We start from the raw sequence: 20639 nt of genomic DNA, 5'->3' as shown, positions 1-20639 counted from the left end.
ATTTTCATCATTTTGTTTTTATACTGATCTGCACTTTACCTACAACAAAATAACGAGTGCACATCATGATTGACCCACGCCTCCCCTTGACCGACATCCACCGCCATCTTGACGGCAATATCCGTGCGCAAACCATTCTTGACCTGGGCCGTCAGTTTAACCTTGCCCTGCCCGCCAACGAACTGGAGGCGCTGCGCCCGCACGTGCAAATCACTCACGCCGAACCGGATCTGGTCAGCTTTCTGCAGAAGCTGGACTGGGGCGTAGCGGTGCTGGGCGATCTGGACGCCTGCCGCCGGGTCGCCTACGAAAACGTCGAGGATGCGGCCAATGCCGGTCTGCACTATGCCGAACTGCGCTTCTCGCCGTATTACATGGCGATGAAACATCAGTTGCCGGTGGCTGGGGTGGTGGAAGCCGTGATTGACGGCGTTCGTTCCGGTTCGCGCGATTTGGGTATCGACGTACGCCTGATCGGCATCATGAGCCGTACCTTCGGCGAAGCGGCCTGTTTACAAGAGTTGGAAGGCCTGCTGGCGCACCGCGACGGTATTACCGCACTGGATCTGGCCGGCGACGAACTCGGCTTCCCTGGCAGCCTGTTCCTCAGCCACTTCAACCGCGCCCGCGACGCCGGCCTGCGCATCACCGTACACGCAGGTGAAGCCGCGGGTCCGGAAAGCATCTGGCAGGCGATCCGTGAACTGGGTGCCGAACGTATTGGTCATGGCGTGAAAGCGATTGAGGATCCGGCACTGATGGACTTCCTCGCCGAGCATGGCATCGGTATCGAATCTTGTCTGACGTCCAACATTCAGACCAGCACCGTGCCTTCTCTGGCGCAGCATCCGCTGGCGAAGTTCCTGCGCCACGGCGTTATGGCGTCGATCAATACCGATGACCCGGCCGTACAGGGCATTGAAATTGAACACGAATACCGCGTGGCGGCACCGCAAGCCGGCCTGACGCCAGCTGAAATCCGCACCGCCCAGGAAAACGGCCTGAAAATGGCGTTCCTCAGCGAACAGGAAAAACAGGCGCTGCGCGATAAAGTGCAGGGCTGAGTGAAAATGGGCGCGCCAAGCGCCCTTTTTATTTCTTTCATTTCGCGGTCAACGCGCCTGCTTCTGCGCGCTGTTTGGCCGTTTTACGCGCGTAACGCTGCGCCAGTACGGCACACACCATTAACTGCACCTGATGGAAAATCATCAACGGCAGCACCATGGCACCCACCGCCGCCGCCGGGAACAGCACGTTGGCCATCGGGATGCCGTTCGCCAGGCTCTTTTTCGAACCACAGAACACGATGGTGATCTCGTCGGCAGTATTGAACCCCAGCCAGCGCGCGGCATAGGTGTTGATAATCAGCACCACCGTCAGCAACACCAGCGACATCACTAAAATGGTCAACAGCGACCAGCCGTCAATCTTGTGCCAAATCCCTTCCACCACCGCAGCGCTAAAAGCGGTATACACCACCAGCAGAATCGATGAACGGTCAGTGAGATTGATCAGCTTGCGATGACGATCGACCCATTTGCCGATTAACGGCCGAGCCAAATGCCCAACCACAAAGGGCACCATCAGTTTCAAAATGATCGAACCTATGGCGTGCAACACATCGGTATTACCGCCCTGGGTATGCATCAGCGCCCCGACCAGCAGCGGCGAGAGGAAAACACCGAGAATGCTGGATGCCGAAGCACTGCACACCGCGGCCGCCACGTTACCACCCGCCGCCGAAGTAAAGGCAATCGCCGACTGAACGGTCGCCGGCAGTGCGCACAGATACAGGAAGCCCAGATAAACCGTCGGTGTCATCAAACCCGGCACCATCAGGTTCATCGCCAGCCCCAGCAGCGGGAACAGCGCAAAGGTGCTGAGAAACACCACCAAATGCAGCTTCCAGTGCCCCATGCCGGCGATAATCGCCTCACGAGACAGCTTGGCACCGTGCATAAAGAACAACAGCGCGATAGCCGCGGTGGTCAGATGCTCAAAAAAGGTTGCCCATCTGCCTTCGCAGGGGAAAACCGAAGCGACAATCACCACCAGAATCAATACCAGCAAAAATTTATCAATGCGCAGACGCTGCAACCAGGACATGGGTCAGGATCCCTCGAGGAGTAAGACGGGTTCGGCACGCCGAACCCTGAGAATAAAACGCCGCGGTCAGACTACCGGCAACGCCTTTTGTTGTTTCGCAGATTCAATCCCCAGCTCGATCATTTCCATCACTTTGATGGCGTCAGCAGCCGTGACCGGATTTTCACCCTCACCGTTAATCGCATCGCGGACAGCCGCGTAATAGGCTGGGTAATTGCCAGGAATGCTGAGCAAAGGTTTTTCAGCCAGCACCCCATCACGTGACAATGTCACCACACCATCACGCATGTCGTAACCCCAATCGGCCTGCGGCAGACGCTCGCCCGCTTTGAGGCGGTCTTCCTGCGGATCCAGCCCAAACTTGATAAAGCTACCCTGAGTCCCGTGCACGATATAACGTGCGGTTTCCGCCGCGGCCAGCACGGTACCATGCAGAACGACCCGGCGTTTGCCGTAGTTCAATATTGCGTGGAAATAGTCCACCGATTGTGCACCCGGACGCAGTTCACCCAGATCGACAAACAGCGTTTCCGGTTTGCCGAACAGTTGCAGTGCCTGATCGATCAGATGCGGCCCCAAATCGTACCAGATGCCGCTACCGGCACCGCCCAGCTCACGCCAGCGCTGACGCACTTCCGGGCGGAAACGATCGAAATGAGACTCGAAATAAACCACCTCACCAAGCGCGCCTTCTTTCAACAATGCCTTGAGCGTCAGAAAATCGCTGTCCCAGCGGCGATTGTGGAACACCGACAGCAGCTTGCCGCTCTGCTGCGCTTGCTGCTCCAGCTGCTGAGCCTGTGACAACGTCACGGTGAAAGGCTTATCCACCACCACGTGCTTGCCGGCCGCCATTGCCTGCTGCGCCAGAGGGAAATGGGTATCGTTGGGTGTAGGAATGACGATCAGATCGATAGAGGGGTCGTTAAACAGCGCCTGCGGATCGCTGACTACCGTCATCGATGGCCAGTCTGCGTGCACTTTGCCGGCATCGCTGCTGGAAACCGCAGCCAGCTCTACGCCTGGGGTGCCGACAATCAGCGGCGCATGAAAGGTTTTGCTGGCATAGCCGTAACCGACCAGCCCAACCCGAATTTTTTCTGCCATGGTGTTTCCTCTTACTGGCTCGCAATAGACCAGTCAGATTTGACACCATGACGCAGGCGGGAACAAGAAGTAAATGTAATGTTAATTTGTAGCCACAGCATAAGGCGTCTCACGCTGATTCCTGGCCGGATAGTTTATCTCCAGGCTACGGCGGCGAAAATCGCTCGGGCTGACCCCGACCCGTTTGCGGAATACGCGGGAAAAATAGAGCTGATCGTCATAACCCACCACCCGGCCGATGGTGGCAATCGACTCCTGGGTGGTCTGCAGCAGCAGCTTGGCGCGGATCACCCGCTGATCTTCGCGCCAGCGCAGAATATTGATACCCACCTGCTCACGGAACAGATGCGCCAGCCGCGAAGGCGACAGGCAGACGTGGCGCGCCACTTCGTCAATGCGCAACTCACCGGCCAGATTACCGGTAATAAACTGGCAGGCCTCTATCACCCGGGGATCCATGATTTTCTGTGGGCTGAGCGGATCTTCTTCCATCGCGCGCAGCAGCAAGCGCTCCAGCAGGTTCATCCCCAACTCTTCGGCGAAACGCCGGCCGGAACGCTGCGTTTGCTCGATATTGGCGAACAGCCGATCGAACTCCAGCAGTAAATTATTGTTCGGTAAAGTTAAACGCCCGACCTCATGGGTTTTGCTGTGCCATTCCAGCCAGTCGGCCCAGTAGGCTCGTGGTCGGAAATACACCCAGCGGTGATACCAGCAGTCGCTGTCCGGCGAACGCCCATAGTAATGCGCCGCCTTGGGGGGAAACAGCAGCAGATCGCCAGGATTGCAGTAAAGGGTGTCTTCGCCGTCGAACACCTTGCCCTGGCCCTTGATGGTCAGGTTGAGAATATAGCCCTTCATGCCGCCGGGGCGGTCGATAAAGAAATCCAGCGGGCCGTCCGCCATGATGGGCGTTAATCCCGCCACCAGATAGGCGTTAAAGGTGTAACCCGGCAACAGCGGGTTCGGCTGCGGTTCCTGTGCCATGCGATGGTACATCTGTCCTCCCGGAACGGCTGATAGAACTATCCTGAACAAGTGTATCGGCCCGGCAGAGAACTGCCTGAGCCGATAACAGAACTGTGAACGCGGTTGCCGATTTTCTAAACCCGACGTTTGGCCTGCTGCTTGTAACGGTCAAAAATCACCGCCGCCAGCAAGATCACGCCGCGCACCACATACTGCGAGAACGGTGAGATGTTCAGCAGGTTCATGGCGTTTTCCACCGTGCCGAGGATCAAGATGCCGGCGATGACATAGGAGATTTTACCGATACCACCTTTCAACGAAACCCCACCCAGTACACAGGCGGAGATCACGATCAGCTCATAGCCGATCGAGGTCATTGGCTGGCCGCTGGTCATACGCGAAGCCAGAATGATGCCGGCAGCGGCGGAAACCAGCCCGGACAGCATAAAGATCACAATCTTGGTGCGTACCACCGGCACCCCGGCCAGTCTGGCCGCCTCCTCGTTACCGCCAATCGCCAGCGTATTGCGGCCAAAGGTGGTTTTATTGAGCAGGAAGCCGAACAGGATCAGACAGGCTACGGTGATCCAAATGGGCGCAGGCAACCCCAGCCAGTTGGCATAACCCAACGTAAAGAAGCGCTCGTCTTCAATGCCTACCGCTTTCCCGTCGGAAATGATGTACGCCAACCCGCGGAATATCTGCATGGTGGCCAGGGTGGTGATCAGCGCGTTGATTTTCAGCCGGGCGATAACAAAACCGTTGATCAACCCGGAGACCATTCCCAGCAGCAAACCGGCGCCCACGCCGATCCACAGGCTTTCGGTCATATTGATCACCACCGCGGTAGTGACCCCGGCGCAGGCAATCACCGACGCGACTGACAGATCAAAGTCGCCGGAGGCCAGACAAAACAGCATGCCGCAGGCCACCATGCCGGACATGGATATCGCCAACCCCAGCCCTTTCATATTGATAAATGAGCCGAAATTAGGCACAAACAGCACGCAGGCGATATACAGTACCGCGAACACCACCAGCATGCCGTAGCTGTCCCAAATCCGCGCCAGCCCCTGGCCGCTGCGGTTTTTCACAGAATCGGTCGTTATGGTCGACATCTCTTTCTCCTTCACTTTCAGGCCACCGCCGCAGCGGTATCGGGGGCAATCTCGGGGGTGCGCAGCATCGCCAGGCTGAGGGCTTTTTCCTCGCTGGCGTCATCATGGAGTAACTCACCGGACAGGGCTCCTTCACGCATCACCAGGATACGGTCCGCCAGCCCCAGGACTTCGGGCAGATCGCTGGAAGCAAACAGCACCGCGATGCCGCGCTGCGCCAGTTGGTAAATGACGTTATAAATCTCGTGCTTAGCGCCAACGTCGATGCCGCGTGTCGGTTCATCCAGCAGGATCACCTTCATGTCTTCCGACAGCCAACGCCCCAGAATCGCCTTCTGCTGGTTGCCGCCGGACAGATTCATAATTAGCTGCTCGGCGCTTGGGGTTTTGATATTCAACGCACGTATATGATGCTCGGCGTTGCTGGTCTCCCAACCGTTGTCGATCAGACAACCCGCGCGGACACTGTTCCGCCGCGCGCTGATGTTGATATTGTCGCGTACCGAATGCACCGGGATAATACCGTCCGCCTTGCGGTCTTCCGGACACAGCATGATGCCGGCACGAATAGCGTCTATTGGCGAGCGAATGGCGAGCACCTGCCCATCCAGCATCAGTTGCCCGGCACTGACCCGCGTGGCGCCAAAGATCCCCTTCATCAGCTCGCTGCGGCCGGCGCCGACCAGGCCGAACAACCCGACGATCTCCCCGGCACGCACGCTCAGATCGATCGGCGTTTTCACGCCAGGCGCTTGCACCCCCTGTAGCGCCAAACGCACCGGCCCCAGTTCACGCGGTTGATAGCCGTAGACGTCACCGAGATCGCGCCCCACCATCGCCTGCACCAACTGGGCATTATCAACCTGACGCATATCGTCAAAGGTGCGCACATAGCGGCCATCTTTGAACACCGTGATGGCGTCGCTGAGGGCAAAAATCTCCTCCATGCGGTGTGAGACATACAGGATCACACGCCCTTCAGCGCGCAATTCGCGGATCACCCGGAACAGCTGTTCGATCTCCCGGGCGGACAGCGAACTGGTGGGCTCGTCAAACGCGATTACCTTGGCGTTGCGCGCCAGCGCTTTGGCGATTTCCACCATTTGCCACTGGCCGATCGACAGGTATTTCAATGGCGTATCCGGATCGATATCCAGCCCGAGATGCTCCAGTTGAAGCCGGGACTCGTAACGCAGCAGTTTGCGATCCACCAGCCCGCGCCTGGTCGGCAGTTGACCGAGATAAATGTTCTCCGCCACGGTCATTTCCGGCACCAGATGCAGCTCCTGGTAGATGATTGCCACCCCGGCATCCAGCGCGTCGGTAGTGTTGGCGAAGGTGACCGAACGCCCCTGCAGCTGAATTTCTCCCTGAGTAGGCGAATAGTTGCCGCTGAGGATTTTCAGCAGCGTGGATTTCCCGGCACCGTTTTCCCCCATCAGCGCGTGGATCTGCCCGGCCTGACAGCTGAAACTGATGTCATCCAGCGCCTTCACCCCTGGGAAAGTTTTACCTATGCCTTTAAACGCCAGATACGGCAGCGCGGTAGTCATAGTGTTTTCCTCCTGCAGTTAAAAATGCCGCCCGACAGCATGCTGTGGGCGGCCCGGTAATTACATCAGGCCTTTCTTCTGCAGTTCGGTTTTAAAGTTGTCGCGCGTGATCAGCACCACGTCGGTCACTTCGGTGAATTTTTGCGGTTCTACCCCTTTTTCGACCCAGTCATGCAACATCTGGATGCTCTTGTAACCGTGAATGTCCGGGCTAGGCAGCAGCGAACCGTAGAAGCCGGTGGCCTGCGCCTTGGACAGCTCACTGACCGCATCCACCCCGTTGATCCCGATGCCAATCACGTTCGGCGCCTTAAACCCCTGGCCTTCGGTAGCGCGCACGCCGCCGAGCACGGTGTTGTCGTTCATGCCGACAATCAGCCAGTTTTTCACTTCAGGATGCTGCACCAGCATTGAGTTGGCGGCGTCGAACGCTCCTGGGATATCGTTGGATTTGGTCGGTACCCGGTAAATCTGCTTTTCCGGGAAACCGGCGGCTTTCAACGCGGCAATAGAACCGCCGGTGCGGCGACGGGCCGTGTCCAGTTCATCGGCGGTAATGGCCATCACCGCGGTATCCGGCAGCTTCCAGCCGCGCTTGTTCAGCTCTTTCCACAGCTCTTCCCCCTGGCGTTCGCCGATTTTGGTGGCGGCCATCATCACCAGCGGCACGCTGTCCATAGGCTTGCCTTTGGCGGTAACGAACTGGTCGTCCACCGCGATCACTTTCAGATTGTAACTGCGCGCCTTGGCGACGATCGCCGAGCCCAATTTCGGATCCGGCGTGCAGATGACAAACCCTTTGGCCCCGCTGGCCGCCAGGCTGTCGATGGCGTTCAGGGTCTTCTCGCCGTCCGGCACCGCGATTTTAATCACCTCAAAACCGAGATCCTTACCGGCCTTATCAGCAAATTTCCATTCGGTCTGGAACCAGGGTTCTTCCGGCTGCTTGACCAAAAAACCCAGCTTCATGGTCTCGGCGATAGCCGAATGTGACATAACGGCCGCCAGCCCCAGTGTCGCCAGCGCCTTAGTGAATTTATGCATGATGCTCTCCGCTATTTTGTTCTCTGTGGCGACGAAACCCGCTCGCGGTGAAAACGTTATCATTAGAGTAATGGCTGTAGGTGTAGCGCTTATCTCGCGGCATTGCCTTACAGCCGGGGTAAGACGGCTTAAGTTTTAGCGGGTATTTGTTGCTGAAATGTAGAGCGCTATCACATCCGTGGAATACAGCAGATATGTGCATATATTTAGCGAATTTCGCCAAGCGTTAACTTATGACAGCCGTCACAAAACCACTGTGGGAAGCAGAAAAGTGCATACTTCCAGCCAATGGCTCCTCACCCGCCCAGCGCTTCGGCTCCTATGGTTGTCACAGCGTATTAACACATCAGGAGTCAACATCATGACGGCAGGTGCTATTGCCCTGGGATTGGACTTCGGCAGCGACTCGGTGCGGGCGTTGGCGGTCGACTGCCAAAACGGTGCGGAGCTGGATACCGAAGTGGTTTATTACCCTCGCTGGCAGCGCGGTGAGTTTTGCAATGCGTCGGAGAATCGCTTTCGTCATCATCCGCTCGACTATATTGAAGCCATGGAACAGGCGATGGTCAGTCTGGTGCAGCGCATGACCCCGGCGCAACGGCTGCAGGTCGTGGGTATCGGCGTCGACTCAACCGGCTCCACCCCTGCGCCGATCGACCAGCAGGGCCAGGTGTTGGCGCTGCGGCCAGAATTTGCCGACAACCCAAACGCCATGTTTGTGCTGTGGAAAGATCACACGGCTCTTGAAGAAGCGGATGCCATCAATCGGCTCTGCCGCAGCGGCGAATTCCCCGATTATTCCCGCTATATCGGCGGCGTGTACTCTTCCGAATGGTTCTGGGCCAAAATTCTGCACGTCACGCGACGGGACGCCGTGGTACGTCAGGCGGCGGCTTCCTGGGTAGAGCTGTGCGACTGGGTGCCGGCGTTACTGTCCGGGACCACCGCCCCACAGCAGTTGAAACGCGGGCGTTGTAGCGTAGGCCACAAAACCTTGTGGCACCCCGACTGGGGCGGCCTGCCGCCAAAACCCTTTTTTGCCGCACTCGATCCCTTACTGGTTGAGCATTTGCCCTACCCGCTGTTTGACGACTGCCACACCGCCGAGCTGCCGGTCGGCACACTGAGTGCCGAATGGGCCGCACGCCTCGGATTGCCAACTACGGTGGTGCTGTCAGGCGGCGCCTTCGACTGCCATATGGGCGCAGTGGGGGCCGGAGCCCAGCCTTATACCCTGGTGAAGGTGATTGGCACTTCTACCTGCGACATCCTGATCGCCGATCGCCAGCGGGTGGACGGGCGCGCCATCGAGGGCATTTGCGGCCAGGTTGACGGCAGCGTGGTGCCGGGGTTAATCGGTATGGAAGCAGGACAGTCCGCCTTTGGCGATATGTACGCCTGGTTCGGTCGCCTGCTGAGCTGGCCGCTGCGCGAAGCGGCAAAAAGCCAACCGCAGCTGCAGCCGCAATTGCAACAGATAGAAGCCGGCATGCTGGCCGCGCTGACCGAGGCCTGGGCCGATAAACCGTCACTGGATCATCTGCCGGTGGTGCTGGACTGGTTTAACGGCCGCCGCACGCCCTATGCCAATCAACGTCTGAAAGGCGTGATCGCCGATCTGAACCTCGGCACCGATGCGCCGACGCTGTTCGGTGGCTTTATCGCCGCTACCGCCTTCGGTGCCCGCGCCATCATGGAGTGTTTTGAGCAGCAGTCTATTCCGGTGGACAACGTACTGGCGCTGGGGGGGATTGCGCGTAAATCACCGGCGATCATGCAGGTCTGCGCCGACGTGATGAACCGACCGCTGCAGATCGTGGCTTCAGACCAATGTTGCGCGCTGGGGGCGGCTATCTTCGCCGCGGTGGCGGCCGGTCATTTCCGCAGCGTGCCCGAAGCACAACGCCACATGGCCTGCGGCATCGAACGCACTCTCCAGCCGGATCCGCAGCGCGTCGCCCGCTACCAACAGCTTTATCAACGCTATCAGCAATGGTGCCAGGCCGCCGAGCCGCGCTATGCCCCTAACGCCGGTTCAGCCTGCTGAACCCCCATTTCGACATGACAATTCAGGAGTCTCCATGGACGCATTCAAGCAGCGCGAAGTCTGGTTCGCCATCGGCAGCCAGCACCTGTACGGCCCGCACACCCTGCAACAGGTCAAGACACACGCCGAGCAGGTGGTGGAAAATCTCAACCGTGAGGCCGGATTGCCGGTAAAACTGGTGCTGAAACCGCTGGTGACCACGCCGGATGAAATCACCGCCCTGTGCCGCGACGCCAACTATCAGCCACAGTGCATCGGCATCATGGCCTGGCTGCACACCTTTTCGCCGGCCAAAATGTGGATCGCCGGACTGTCGATCCTCCATAAGCCGCTGTTGCAATTCCATACCCAGTTCAACGCTCAGATCCCGTGGGACAGCATGGACATGGACTTTATGAACCTCAATCAGACCGCACACGGTGGCCGCGAATTTGGCTTTATTGGCGCACGTATGCGTCAGCAGCACAGCGTGATAGCCGGCCATTGGCAAGACCCGGAAGCGCACCGGCGCATTGCGCAGTGGATGCGTGCAGCCAACGCCAAACAGGCCAGCCAGCAGTTGAAGGTGGCCCGCTTCGGCGACAACATGCGTGAGGTCGCCGTGACCGAAGGTGACAAAGTCGGGGCGCAGATCCAATTCGGCTATTCGGTGAATGCCTATGGCATCGGTGATTTGGTCAGCGTGATCAATGAGGTCAGCCGTGGCGATGTGGATACGCTGATTGAAGAATACGAAACCCGCTACGTCTTGAGCGATGCGGCGCAAATCAACGGGGAAAAGCGTGAAAACCTGCTCGACGCGGCGCGAATCGAATTAGGCATGAAGCGCTTCCTCGAACAGGGTAACTTCCAGGCCTTCACCACCAATTTTGAAGACTTGCATGGCATGAAGCAGTTACCGGGGCTGGCGGTACAACGCCTGATGCAGCAGGGTTACGGCTTCGGCGGCGAAGGCGACTGGAAAACCGCCGCGCTGTTGCGCATCCTGAAAGTGATGGCACAGGGACTGGAAGGCGGTACCTCATTCATGGAGGATTACACCTACCATTTCCAATCGGGCAACGATTTGGTGGTCGGTTCGCACATGCTGGAGGTTTGCCCATCGATCGCCAAAGAACAAAAACCGCTGTTGGATATACAACCGCTGGGTATCGGCGGCAAGGCGGATCCGGCACGGCTGATTTTCTCCACCCCGGCCGGTGCGGCGATCAATGCCAGCCTGATCGACCTGGGCGACCGATTCCGCCTGCTGGTCAATCAGGTGGACACCGTGGAACAACCGCATCCGTTGCCCAAACTGCCGGTGGCGCGTGCCATCTGGCGGGCTCAGCCAACGCTTGCCACCGGTGCCGAAGCCTGGATCCTGGCGGGTGGTGCACACCATACCGTGTTCTCACAGGCGTTGGATGCCGACCTGCTGCGACTTTACGCCGAGATGCATAGCATCGAGTTTGTGACGATCGACCACAATACCAGCCTGCCGGCGTTCAAAAATGAGCTGCGCTGGAACGAAGCCTACTATCAGCTTAATCGCCGTTAATCGGCCTGCTACCGGCGGCTTATCATGCCGTCGGTAGCCAAACGTGCTGCACCGGCCTCCTGGCGCCGACCATCCGCTTGATATTGATGACGAAGCCCGCATTACCCGCTAAGCTATGCGGCTGTCACATTGAATCATGTCTTACCCAGGAAGCCGTTTATGTCTCAAGCTGATTACAACCGTATTGGCGGTTGGTTGCTGGCCCCGATGTCCTATCTGATCGTCACCCTGCTTAGCGCCAGCCTGATGCTGCTTCTGTATGCCATGGCGATTTTCATGCCGGAATCGCGCGAATACCTGCTGACCAACGCTCAGGCGTTTAGCCTACAGTGGTATTTTTCAGTGCTGACCACGATGGCAATGTGGTGCTTTACGCTGTGGCTGCTGTGGCTGTTCTGCCATCGTTCGCAACGCTTCCCCAAGTTTTTCCTGCTGTGGTTGCTGATTACCGTGCTGCTGGCGGTGAAAGCCTTTGCCTTTGCGCCGGTGCCGGATGAGTTGGCCGTACGCAGCCTGGGTTGGCCCCTGCTGATGGCGGCATTGTTAGTGCCTTATATGAAACGTTCCAAGCGGGTCAAAGGGACCTTTACCGAGCACTAGGAGCGTTGTGGCACGTTTTGTGCGTATGATTGTGTAAATTTTCGCCAAAAAAGGGCGAAAATAGCAATAACCTTGCTATCACTGTGTTGTGGTCAGGCCGCCAATTCCCGATAATAGGCGGCTTTTATTTTTTTAGGCATCGCAATGACCGAATACCTGCTCCTGTTTGTCGGCACCGTACTGGTGAACAACTTCGTCCTGGTGAAGTTCCTCGGCCTGTGCCCGTTCCTCGGCGTTTCCAAGAAACTGGAAAGCGCCATCGGCATGGGCATGGCTACTACCTTTGTCATGACGCTGGCCTCCGTCAGCGCCTGGGTGATCAACACCTTTATCCTGGTTCCGTTGGATCTGGTGTATCTGCGCACCCTGTCATTTATTTTGGTGATCGCCGTCGTGGTGCAATTTACCGAGATGGTGGTACGCAAAACCAGCCCGGCACTGTATCGCTTGCTGGGCATCTTCCTGCCGCTGATCACCACCAACTGTGCGGTGCTTGGCGTTGCGTTGCTTAACGTTAACCTCGGCTACAACTTCTTGCAGTCTGCAGTTTATGGCTTCAGCGCCGCCGCCGGCTTCTCGCTGGTGATGGTGCTGTTCGCCGCGATCCGTGAGCGTCTGGCGGTTGCCGACGTGCCTGCGCCATTTCGTGGTTCTTCCATCGCGTTGATCACTGCCGGGTTGATGTCTCTGGCCTTTATGGGCTTTACCGGGCTGGTGAAATTCTAATGACCGCGTTATGGATTGCGATTGCTGCGCTCAGCGCCCTCGGCCTGTTGTTCGGTCTGGTGCTGGGCTTCGCCGCCCGCCGCTTTGAAGTGGAAGAAGATCCGGTGGCCGAGCAGGTCGACGAGATCCTGCCGCAGAGCCAATGCGGCCAGTGCGGTTACCCCGGTTGCCGCCCTTACGCCGAGGCGGTGGCCAACGGTGAGATGATCAACAAATGCGCCCCCGGCGGCGAGCAAGTGATGCTGAAATTGGCCGAACTGCTTAACGTCGAGCCGCAGCCGCTGGGCAGCGAAGCCGCCGCCGAGCCGGTGCGTCAGGTCGCTTATATCGATGAAGCCAACTGCATCGGCTGCACCAAGTGCATTCAGGCCTGTCCGGTGGACGCAATAGTGGGTGCCACGCGCGCCATGCACACCGTGATTACCGATCTTTGTACCGGCTGCGACCTGTGCGTCGCGCCGTGCCCTACCGATTGTATTGAAATGAAACCGGTCGCCACCACTACCGCCAACTGGAAGTGGGATATGAAGACGATCCCGGTGCAAGTGATCCACGTGGAGCAACATGCTTAATTTGTTCGCCGCCTTCAAAAAAGACCGGATTTGGGATTTCGACGGCGGGATCCATCCCCCGGAAATGAAAACCCAGTCCAGCGGCGTACCGCTGCGTACCGCCCCGCTGCCCGACACCTTTGTCATCCCCTTGCAACAGCATTTGGGACCGGAAGGCGAATTGTGCGTCAACGTCGGCGAGCACGTGCTGAAAGGCCAGCCGCTGACCGTCGGCCGTGGCCGTACCGTGCCGGTGCATGCGCCGACCTCCGGCACCATCAGCGCCATCAAACCGCATATCACCGCTCACCCTTCAGGGCTGGCAGAGCTGTGCGTTATTATTCAGCCGGATGGCGAAGACCGTTGGTGCGAACGCGCACCGGTGGCGGATTACCGTCAACTGCCTACCGGTGAACTGATCCAGCGGATTCATCAGGCCGGCATCGCCGGGTTGGGTGGCGCAGGTTTCCCTACCGCCAGCAAGCTGCAGGGTGGCATGAACGGGGTAGAAACGCTGATCCTCAATGCCGCGGAATGCGAGCCTTATATCACCGCCGATGACCGTTTGATGCAGGAGCATGCCGACCAAGTGATCGAAGGCACGCAGATCCTGCGCCACCTGCTGCAACCGAAAGTGACGCTGATCGGCATCGAGGACAATAAACCCGAAGCGATCGAAGCGTTAAAACTGGCGTTGCGCGATCAACCGGGCATCTCGCTGCGGGTGATCCCAACCAAATATCCTTCCGGCGGCGCCAAGCAGCTCACCAAGATCCTGATCGGCAAGGAAGTGCCGCACGGCAAACACTCCTCCGCTATCGGCGTGCTGATGCAAAACGTCGGGACTGCCTTTGCCATTAAGCGCGCCATTGTCGACGGCGAACCCTTGATCGAACGCGTGGTCACCCTTACCGGTGAAGCGCTCAGCCAACCGGGTAATCTGTGGGCACGCATCGGCACCCCGGTGCAGCACCTGCTGAACTTTGCCGGTTTCCAGCCGCAGGCCCAACAAATGGTGGTCATGGGCGGCCCGCTGATGGGCTTCACCCTGCCCGCGCTGAACGTGCCGATCGTTAAGATCAGCAACTGTATTCTGGCCCCTTCCGTCAGTGAAATGGCGCCGCAAGAACCTGAACAGTCCTGTATTCGCTGCGGTTTATGCGTTGATGCCTGCCCGGCGGGCCTGTTGCCACAGCAGCTTTACTGGTTCAGCCGTGGCGAAGAACACGAAAAAGCCCGCAAGCATAACCTGTTCGACTGCATTGAGTGCGGTGCCTGCGCCTTTGTATGCCCCAGCAATATTCCGCTGGTGCAGTACTACCGCCAGGAAAAGGCCGAAATCAAAGCCATCGATCAGGAAGCCGCGCGCACCGCCGAAGCCAAGGCCCGTTACGAAGCCAAATTGGCCCGTCTGGAACGTGAAAAACTGGCGCGCGAAGAACGTCACAAGAAAGCGGCCGTCAAATTGACCGACGGCGATCAGGATGCGGTACAAGCCGCCCTGGCCCGCGTGCGCAGTAAAAATGCCGCGCCGGCAACCGGAACCATCAGCGGCGAGACACCGGACAATAGCGAGATGATCGCCGCCCGCGAAGCCCGCAAAGCGCAGGCGCGTGAACGTCGTGCTCAGCAAGATGCGGCTGCCACCCCAGCGACGTCTCCTGCTGTCGAGGGCGAAGATCCGCGTAAGGCTGCAGTTGCTGCTGCGTTAGCCCGGGTTAAAGCCAAGAAAGAAGCTCAGCAAGCCGACGCAGTTGGAACGCCTGCTGAGCCGGTAGCTGTGGTGCAGGAAGAAGATCCGCGCAAGGCAGCCGTGGCCGCTGCATTGGCACGGGTCAAAGCCAAGAAAGCTGCGCAGCAGGCCGATAGCGTTGAGTCGCCGACGGAACCAGCAGCTGCCGTACCGGAAGAAGATCCACGCAAGGCGGCGGTTGCTGCGGCCATCGCTCGCGCTAAAGCCAAGAAAGCCGCGCAGCAGGCCGAAACCGTTGAATCGCCGACGGAACCAGCAACTGCCGTACCGGAAGAAGATCCTCGCAAGGCGGCGGTTGCTGCGGCCATCGCACGTGCTAAAGCCAAGAAAGCCGCACAGCAGGCCGAAACCGTTGAATCGCCGGCAGAACCGGTAGCTGCCGCGCAGGAAGAAGATCCGCGTAAGGCGGCGGTTGCGGCGGCCATCGCACGCGTCAAAGCTAAAAAGGCCGAGCAAAACCTGGCGACGGCGGAAAACGATAAAGAGTAGCGGAAGCGGCGCCTTGCAAAACGCAAGGCGGCCCTGGCTGTTTCACTCAATAATGCGTGAGCGCCGCTGGCGACCACTTGAGCACGCAGCAAGGCGTGAGATGTGAAGGTTGGTGGACCAAACAGGCGGTTCGTAATACAGGGCGCGTTCCAATAGTCTCAGCCCTTGGAGTCACGCCCTAATCAATAGAGATCAGATAGGTATAATCAACGTCAATCTGGCGCATCTTCGAATCCTGATTCCTCTCCTTGGTTTGAATTATTTCCATCTCGACGCTCCCTTTCACTTCATTACGCAGCCCCGGCATCACGTGGGTGATCAGATAGGCAAAGAACTGCGAACACTCTTTCGCCGAGCCCAGATGGTTAATAGAAATATATTCACGCCCGGCGATCGGGATAGTGTCGATCTGGTAGCCCGACAAAATATCCTGTTTGTTCTCAGGATCCACTGCCATGATGTGGGTGGCCGAATACGCGTCATCATCTCGATTTCGCACGGAATGAATGCTGTAAACCCGATGACAATCCACACTCAGCCCACGGAAGAAATCGGTGAAGATTTCGTCCTTCATCGCCATACAAGACGAATGTTCGATCTCCGCTTCCGAGGCAAAATCCAACTGGCGCGAAAAACCCACCAGCTGCATATCCGGCAACGTCAGGCGTTTCACTTCTGGGTAATAATCGGCTGCGAAATTGGCATCGAAACTAAAGCGCGGCATCAGGTTTTTCACATCCCAGGTGTCCATCGAACGATAACGATTGGGCGTGGTGTCGAAACGCTGTTTGAACATGCGGGTAAAGGTTTGTTGGGAATCAAAGCCCAGTTCGTCTGAAATATCGATGATAGAACGGTGGGTGATACGTAACGCCACCGCTGCACGCGTCAGAATACGTGAGCGGATATAGGTGGCGAGCTGAATGCCGGTGATGCGTTTAAACTTGCGTTGCAGATGCCACTTGGAATAGCCGGAAATACGCGCGACTTCGTCCAGATTAGGCCGTTTCTCCAGATGTATCTCAACCCACTCAATCAGTTCTTCAATAAAAAATACATCTTCATTTGTCATTAATGTACATTCACTAACTTAATAATACACGGGATAATAACCCACATAGATTATGCAAAAGTTGTTATTTTGTGCGAAAAAAAGGCCCTAAAATACCCTGCAAATCCAGTGGTTATCGCCTGTTGTCGGCCAGTGATGCCGACGATTTTTGTTTTGACTGACCAAACTACCCCGCTTTTCTCGGCAAAAAAAATCTAATCGCGCCATTAGAAATTTCCCCCTCGCGTACACCCCGTGCTAAAAGCCGAATACCCGCACAATTAAGACGTATTACCCTCGCAGTGATTCAGGTAGAATGCAGCGCTATAATTTTTCCTGCGGCTCCTCTGAGAGGCGCGTTGAACCTGCCGATGCACGGCAAAGATAGGTGTAGTTACTCTATGAAGTTCAGGCCGGTACAACAAACAGCCGCCAAAGGCTTGCACATCGCCAGTTCTCCTTTCACCCATAACCAGCAAAGCACCAGCCGTATTATGCTGTGGGTCATGCTGGCTTGTATTCCCGGTGTCGCGGCGCAGGTGTGGTTCTTTGGCTACGGTACTCTGATTCAAACCGCCCTGGCGATGCTGGTCGCCCTGCTGGCGGAAGGCGCTATCCTCGCCTTGCGCAAGCTGCCGGTTCGCACGCGTCTGGCAGATAATTCTGCCCTGCTGACCGCCTTGCTGTTGGGCATCAGCCTGCCGCCACTGGCCCCCTGGTGGATGATTGTCATCGGCACTTTCTTTGCCATCGTCATCGCCAAGCAGCTGTATGGCGGCCTCGGGCAAAACCCGTTCAACCCGGCGATGGTCGGCTATGTGGTGCTGCTGATCGCCTTCCCGGTACAAATGACCAGTTGGCTGCCGCCGGATGAACTGCGAGCCACCGCGCTGTCGTTCCAGGATACCCTGCTGGCGATCTTCAGCGGCCATACCGCGCAGGGCGCCACCATTCACGAATTGCAGATGGGGATTGACGGCATCAGCCAGGCCACCCCGCTGGACGGTTTCAAAACCGGGTTGCGCAGTGGCCATAGCGTCGAACAAGTGTTGCAACAGCCGCTGTTTGGTGGCGCTCTGGCCGGTATCGGTTGGCAATGGGTGAACCTCGGTTTCCTGGCCGGCGGGCTGTTTATGCTGGCTCGCCGCCTGATCCACTGGCAGATCCCGTTCAGCATGCTGGCAGCTATCGCCGTGTGCTCTGGACTGGCCTGGTGGCTTGACCCGCTGCAGCAGGCATCGCCGCTGATCCACCTGTTCTCCGGGGCCAGCATGCTGGGGGCGTTCTTTATTGCTACCGACCCGGTCAGCGCTTCCACCACGCCAAAAGGCCGCCTGATTTATGGCGCATTGATTGGCGTACTGGTGTGGCTTATCCGTGTTTATGGCGGCTACCCCGACGGCGTTGCCTTCGCCGTTCTGCTGGCCAACATTACCGTACCGCTCATCGACCACTACACGCAGCCTCGCGTGTACGGCCATCGCTAAGGAGCCATGATGCTGAATTCAATGAGAAAGCATGGCACCACGCTGGCGGTGTTTGCCGCAGTGACTACCGGTCTGACCGCGGTGGTGCATAGCCTGACGCAAAAAACCATCGCCCACCAGGCGGCATTGCAGCAAAAAGCCCTGCTTGACCAAGTGGTGCCCCCGGAACACTACGACAACGACATGCAGACCGAGTGCTTCCTGGTAAGCGATCCGGCGCTGGGCAACGGTGCCCCTCATCGCCTGTATCTGGCGCGTAAAAACGGTCAACCTACGGCAGCCGCGGTAGAAACCACCGCACCGGACGGCTATTCCGGCGCCATTCAGCTGCTGGTCGGCGCTGATTTCAGCGGCACCGTGCTGGGTACCCGCGTGGTCGAACACCATGAAACGCCTGGATTGGGCGATAAAATTGAGCTGCGTATCTCGAACTGGATTTCGTTCTTCAGCGGCAAAAAAATTGAAGGCCCGGACGATAAACGCTGGGCGGTGAAGAAAGACGGCGGTATGTTCGATCAATTCACCGGCGCCACCATCACACCGCGCGCGGTGGTCAACGCCGTTCGGCGCACGGCATTGTATATGGAAACGCTGCCGCCTAAACTTGATAGCTTACCTGTGTGTGGAGCCAGCGAATGAGTGAAGCCAAAGATCTGATTGTCCAGGGGTTGTGGAAGAACAACTCCGCACTGGTACAGCTGCTGGGGATGTGCCCGCTGCTGGCAGTGACGTCCACCGTGACCAACGCCCTCGGGCTTGGGCTAGCGACCACCCTGGTATTGACGCTGACCAACGGCTCCATTTCCGCGGTGCGCCGCTGGGTGCCGAATGAAGTGCGTATTCCCATTTACGTCATGATCATCGCGGCGGCGGTCAGCATCGTGCAGATGTTGATCAATGCCTATGCCTTTGGCCTGTATCAATCGCTGGGGATCTTTATTCCCCTGATCGTCACCAACTGTATCGTGGTGGGGCGCGCCGAAGCGGTAGCCTCTAAAAAACCCATCGGTTTGTCGGCGCTGGACGGCCTGGCAATCGGCCTGGGCGCTACCGGCGTAATGGTGACGCTTGGCGCGATGCGTGAGTTGCTGGGCAACGGCACCCTGTTCGACGGCGCCGATATGTTGCTGGGCAGCTGGGCCAAAGTATTGCGCATCGAAGTGGTTCACTTTGACAGCCCGTTCCTGCTGGCCATGCTGCCACCGGGGGCCTTTATCGGCCTGGGCCTGCTGTTGGCGTTGAAATACCTGATTGATGAACGGATGAAAGCGCGTACGGCCAAAGCCTTGCTGGCTGAACCGACGCTGGGACAAGGACAGACAGAGAAAGCCTGATGAATAAGCAAAAACGGCTGGAAATTCTTACCCGGCTGCGCGACAACAACCCGCAGCCGACCACGGAACTGGTGTACAGCACGCCGTTTGAACTGCTGATCTCCGTACTGCTCTCCGCACAGGCGACCGACGTCAGCGTCAATAAGGCCACCGCCAAGCTTTATCCGGTGGCCAACACCCCGGCCGCCCTGCTGGCTCTGGGCGTCGACGGCGTCAAAGACTACATCAAGACTATCGGTCTGTTTAACAGCAAAGCCGAAAACGTGATCAAAACCTGTCGCATGCTGTTAGAACTGCACGGCGGCGAGGTACCGGAAGATCGTGCCGCGCTGGAGGCCCTGCCTGGCGTCGGTCGCAAGACCGCCAACGTGGTGCTCAATACCGCCTTTGGCTGGCCGACCATTGCCGTAGATACCCACATCTTCCGCGTTTGCAATCGCACCCGTTTCGCTCCGGGCAAAAATGTCGATCTGGTTGAAGAGAAGCTGCTCAAGGTGGTGCCGGCCGAGTTCAAGGTCGATTGCCACCACTGGTTTATCCTGCACGGCCGTTATACCTGCATCGCACGTAAACCGCGCTGCGGTTCCTGCATCATTGAAGATCTTTGCGAGTTTAACGAGAAGGTTTATCCCGACGCCTGATCGCTGCCACCGGGCGCAACGCGCGCCCGTCTCTTCCTCATATCCCATTGAGCTATTTTTTATCGGAAATGTGATATCAAGCAGCAGTAACCTTGGTGTTCTCGCGGATTTCAGTAGAAAACCCAATTCCCGCTTATTTTCAAGCGAAAAATTAGTTAAAAATTGCGGTAAACCTCACGTTTTAAAGATCACATTACCGTCACAAGCGCCAGTCCCGTTTTCTTAAATTTCTATAATTTTACAAAATGCGTAATATGCACAACAATCCAATGGATTAATCACCCCACCTATTGATATGGACTAATAAAACTCCATTCAGCAGAATATATCACTGTTTAAATTCCGTATAGCTTTTAATCAAAACAAAAACTCGGCAAAGCAAATAAAGACGAACGTTAATGCTGCATAACATTTGCAACATGGTTGTTTCACTCCGCGAGCGTTATATGTAACAGGATATGACAAACGCCTTGCCTCGTTGACAAAGATAGTGAACATTAACCGCCGTCATCCCATCCTATAA

General features: G+C 57.4%; 18 protein-coding genes. 11 read left to right on the top strand and 7 right to left on the bottom strand.

Features of this window, described 5'->3' with window-relative positions; genetic code table 11:
- Positions 1-65 precede the first annotated feature (65 nt).
- Positions 66-1064 (top strand): adenosine deaminase, encoded by a 999-nt coding sequence (gene add / locus AC1RKG_RS01320; protein ID WP_129982931.1) that lies wholly within the window; start codon positions 66-68, stop codon positions 1062-1064.
- A gap of 37 nt (positions 1065-1101) precedes the next feature.
- Here add and AC1RKG_RS01315 read toward each other — a convergent pair whose 3' ends face one another.
- From AC1RKG_RS01315 to AC1RKG_RS01290, 6 genes are all read right to left on the bottom strand, one after another.
- Complete coding sequence (locus AC1RKG_RS01315) at positions 1102-2106, bottom strand: bile acid:sodium symporter family protein (RefSeq protein WP_115058920.1); 1005 nt, start codon at positions 2104-2106, stop codon at positions 1102-1104.
- Positions 2107-2172: 66 nt separating this feature from the next.
- Positions 2173-3213 (bottom strand): oxidoreductase, encoded by a 1041-nt coding sequence (locus AC1RKG_RS01310; protein WP_048760903.1) that lies wholly within the window; start codon positions 3211-3213, stop codon positions 2173-2175.
- An 81-nt stretch (positions 3214-3294) separates the two neighbouring features.
- Positions 3295-4212, bottom strand: a complete 918-nt coding sequence (gene araC, locus AC1RKG_RS01305; RefSeq protein ID WP_020826722.1) for an arabinose operon transcriptional regulator AraC — start codon at positions 4210-4212, stop codon at positions 3295-3297.
- A gap of 104 nt (positions 4213-4316) precedes the next feature.
- Positions 4317-5300, bottom strand: a complete 984-nt coding sequence (araH, locus tag AC1RKG_RS01300; protein ID WP_493181748.1) for an L-arabinose ABC transporter permease AraH — start codon at positions 5298-5300, stop codon at positions 4317-4319.
- A 17-nt stretch (positions 5301-5317) separates the two neighbouring features.
- On the bottom strand, positions 5318-6853 hold the full coding sequence (gene araG / locus AC1RKG_RS01295) for an L-arabinose ABC transporter ATP-binding protein AraG (RefSeq protein WP_493181747.1): 1536 nt from the start codon (positions 6851-6853) through the stop codon (positions 5318-5320).
- Positions 6854-6913: 60 nt separating this feature from the next.
- Entirely contained in the window at positions 6914-7897 is a 984-nt protein-coding gene (locus tag AC1RKG_RS01290) for an arabinose ABC transporter substrate-binding protein (RefSeq protein WP_020826719.1), read from the bottom strand.
- A 361-nt stretch (positions 7898-8258) separates the two neighbouring features.
- On the opposite strand from AC1RKG_RS01290, the gene AC1RKG_RS01285 reads away from it, so the two are divergent.
- From AC1RKG_RS01285 to rsxC, 6 genes are all read left to right on the top strand, one after another.
- The gene (locus AC1RKG_RS01285; protein WP_493181745.1) at positions 8259-9944 is read left to right on the top strand and encodes a ribulokinase; all 1686 of its coding nucleotides are present in this window, start codon (positions 8259-8261) and stop codon (positions 9942-9944) included.
- 34 nt (positions 9945-9978) lie between these two features.
- A complete protein-coding gene (gene araA, locus AC1RKG_RS01280) occupies positions 9979-11484 on the top strand; it encodes an L-arabinose isomerase (protein ID WP_493181743.1) in 1506 nt (501 codons plus the stop codon).
- Between the two features lie 159 nt (positions 11485-11643).
- Positions 11644-12084 carry a DUF2569 domain-containing protein gene (locus AC1RKG_RS01275; protein WP_128864973.1) on the top strand — a complete coding sequence of 147 codons (441 nt, stop codon included), beginning with the start codon at positions 11644-11646 and terminating at the stop codon, positions 12082-12084.
- Positions 12085-12228: 144 nt separating this feature from the next.
- Positions 12229-12810 (top strand): electron transport complex subunit RsxA, encoded by a 582-nt coding sequence (gene rsxA, locus AC1RKG_RS01270; RefSeq protein ID WP_004938443.1) that lies wholly within the window; start codon positions 12229-12231, stop codon positions 12808-12810.
- Complete coding sequence (gene rsxB / locus AC1RKG_RS01265; RefSeq protein ID WP_004943888.1) at positions 12810-13382, top strand: electron transport complex subunit RsxB; 573 nt, start codon at positions 12810-12812, stop codon at positions 13380-13382. The genes rsxA and rsxB overlap by 1 nt, the downstream gene beginning before the upstream one ends.
- Positions 13375-15603, top strand: coding sequence for an electron transport complex subunit RsxC (rsxC, locus tag AC1RKG_RS01260; RefSeq protein ID WP_493181742.1), 2229 nt, complete (start codon positions 13375-13377; stop codon positions 15601-15603). Before rsxB ends, rsxC begins: the two co-directional genes overlap by 8 nt.
- Before the next feature lie 178 nt (positions 15604-15781).
- Here rsxC and AC1RKG_RS01255 read toward each other — a convergent pair whose 3' ends face one another.
- Positions 15782-16675: a helix-turn-helix domain-containing protein gene (locus tag AC1RKG_RS01255; protein WP_020826714.1), complete on the bottom strand. Its 894-nt coding sequence runs from the start codon at positions 16673-16675 to the stop codon at positions 15782-15784.
- A gap of 380 nt (positions 16676-17055) precedes the next feature.
- Between AC1RKG_RS01255 and rsxD the strand changes: the two genes are divergently transcribed.
- The 4 genes from rsxD to nth are packed head-to-tail and all read left to right on the top strand — an operon-like array spanning position 17056 to position 20116.
- Positions 17056-18141, top strand: a complete 1086-nt coding sequence (rsxD, locus tag AC1RKG_RS01250) for an electron transport complex subunit RsxD (RefSeq protein WP_020826713.1) — start codon at positions 17056-17058, stop codon at positions 18139-18141.
- 9 nt (positions 18142-18150) lie between these two features.
- On the top strand, positions 18151-18780 hold the full coding sequence (gene rsxG, locus AC1RKG_RS01245) for an electron transport complex subunit RsxG (RefSeq protein WP_020826712.1): 630 nt from the start codon (positions 18151-18153) through the stop codon (positions 18778-18780).
- Positions 18777-19475, top strand: a complete 699-nt coding sequence (locus AC1RKG_RS01240) for an electron transport complex subunit E (RefSeq protein WP_020826711.1) — start codon at positions 18777-18779, stop codon at positions 19473-19475. The genes rsxG and AC1RKG_RS01240 overlap by 4 nt, the downstream gene beginning before the upstream one ends.
- Positions 19475-20116, top strand: coding sequence for an endonuclease III (nth, locus tag AC1RKG_RS01235; RefSeq protein WP_020826710.1), 642 nt, complete (start codon positions 19475-19477; stop codon positions 20114-20116). The genes AC1RKG_RS01240 and nth overlap by 1 nt, the downstream gene beginning before the upstream one ends.
- The last annotated feature ends 523 nt before the right edge of the window (positions 20117-20639 follow it).

Source organism: Serratia sp. GW822-FHT06D09 (assembly GCF_058799515.1).
Note: the sequence above shows the minus strand (reverse complement) of the source record. Positions and strands in the feature narration are given on the sequence as shown.

What these genes read in the sequence shown, in the direction of transcription:
- AC1RKG_RS01290 (WP_020826719.1), bottom strand. Translation starts at nt 7,897, where the DNA reads ATGCATAAATTCACTAAGGCGCTGGCGACACTGGGGCTGGCGGCCGTT.
- araA (WP_493181743.1), top strand. Translation starts at nt 9,979, where the DNA reads ATGGACGCATTCAAGCAGCGCGAAGTCTGGTTCGCCATCGGCAGCCAG.
- AC1RKG_RS01255 (WP_020826714.1), bottom strand. Translation starts at nt 16,675, where the DNA reads ATGACAAATGAAGATGTATTTTTTATTGAAGAACTGATTGAGTGGGTT.
- rsxD (WP_020826713.1), top strand. Translation starts at nt 17,056, where the DNA reads ATGAAGTTCAGGCCGGTACAACAAACAGCCGCCAAAGGCTTGCACATC.
- rsxB (WP_004943888.1), top strand. Translation starts at nt 12,810, where the DNA reads ATGACCGCGTTATGGATTGCGATTGCTGCGCTCAGCGCCCTCGGCCTG.
- AC1RKG_RS01275 (WP_128864973.1), top strand. Translation starts at nt 11,644, where the DNA reads ATGTCTCAAGCTGATTACAACCGTATTGGCGGTTGGTTGCTGGCCCCG.
- add (WP_129982931.1), top strand. Translation starts at nt 66, where the DNA reads ATGATTGACCCACGCCTCCCCTTGACCGACATCCACCGCCATCTTGAC.
- araG (WP_493181747.1), bottom strand. Translation starts at nt 6,853, where the DNA reads ATGACTACCGCGCTGCCGTATCTGGCGTTTAAAGGCATAGGTAAAACT.
- araC (WP_020826722.1), bottom strand. Translation starts at nt 4,212, where the DNA reads ATGTACCATCGCATGGCACAGGAACCGCAGCCGAACCCGCTGTTGCCG.
- rsxC (WP_493181742.1), top strand. Translation starts at nt 13,375, where the DNA reads ATGCTTAATTTGTTCGCCGCCTTCAAAAAAGACCGGATTTGGGATTTC.
- rsxA (WP_004938443.1), top strand. Translation starts at nt 12,229, where the DNA reads ATGACCGAATACCTGCTCCTGTTTGTCGGCACCGTACTGGTGAACAAC.
- rsxG (WP_020826712.1), top strand. Translation starts at nt 18,151, where the DNA reads ATGCTGAATTCAATGAGAAAGCATGGCACCACGCTGGCGGTGTTTGCC.
- araH (WP_493181748.1), bottom strand. Translation starts at nt 5,300, where the DNA reads ATGTCGACCATAACGACCGATTCTGTGAAAAACCGCAGCGGCCAGGGG.
- AC1RKG_RS01310 (WP_048760903.1), bottom strand. Translation starts at nt 3,213, where the DNA reads ATGGCAGAAAAAATTCGGGTTGGGCTGGTCGGTTACGGCTATGCCAGC.
- AC1RKG_RS01315 (WP_115058920.1), bottom strand. Translation starts at nt 2,106, where the DNA reads ATGTCCTGGTTGCAGCGTCTGCGCATTGATAAATTTTTGCTGGTATTG.
- AC1RKG_RS01285 (WP_493181745.1), top strand. Translation starts at nt 8,259, where the DNA reads ATGACGGCAGGTGCTATTGCCCTGGGATTGGACTTCGGCAGCGACTCG.
- AC1RKG_RS01240 (WP_020826711.1), top strand. Translation starts at nt 18,777, where the DNA reads ATGAGTGAAGCCAAAGATCTGATTGTCCAGGGGTTGTGGAAGAACAAC.
- nth (WP_020826710.1), top strand. Translation starts at nt 19,475, where the DNA reads ATGAATAAGCAAAAACGGCTGGAAATTCTTACCCGGCTGCGCGACAAC.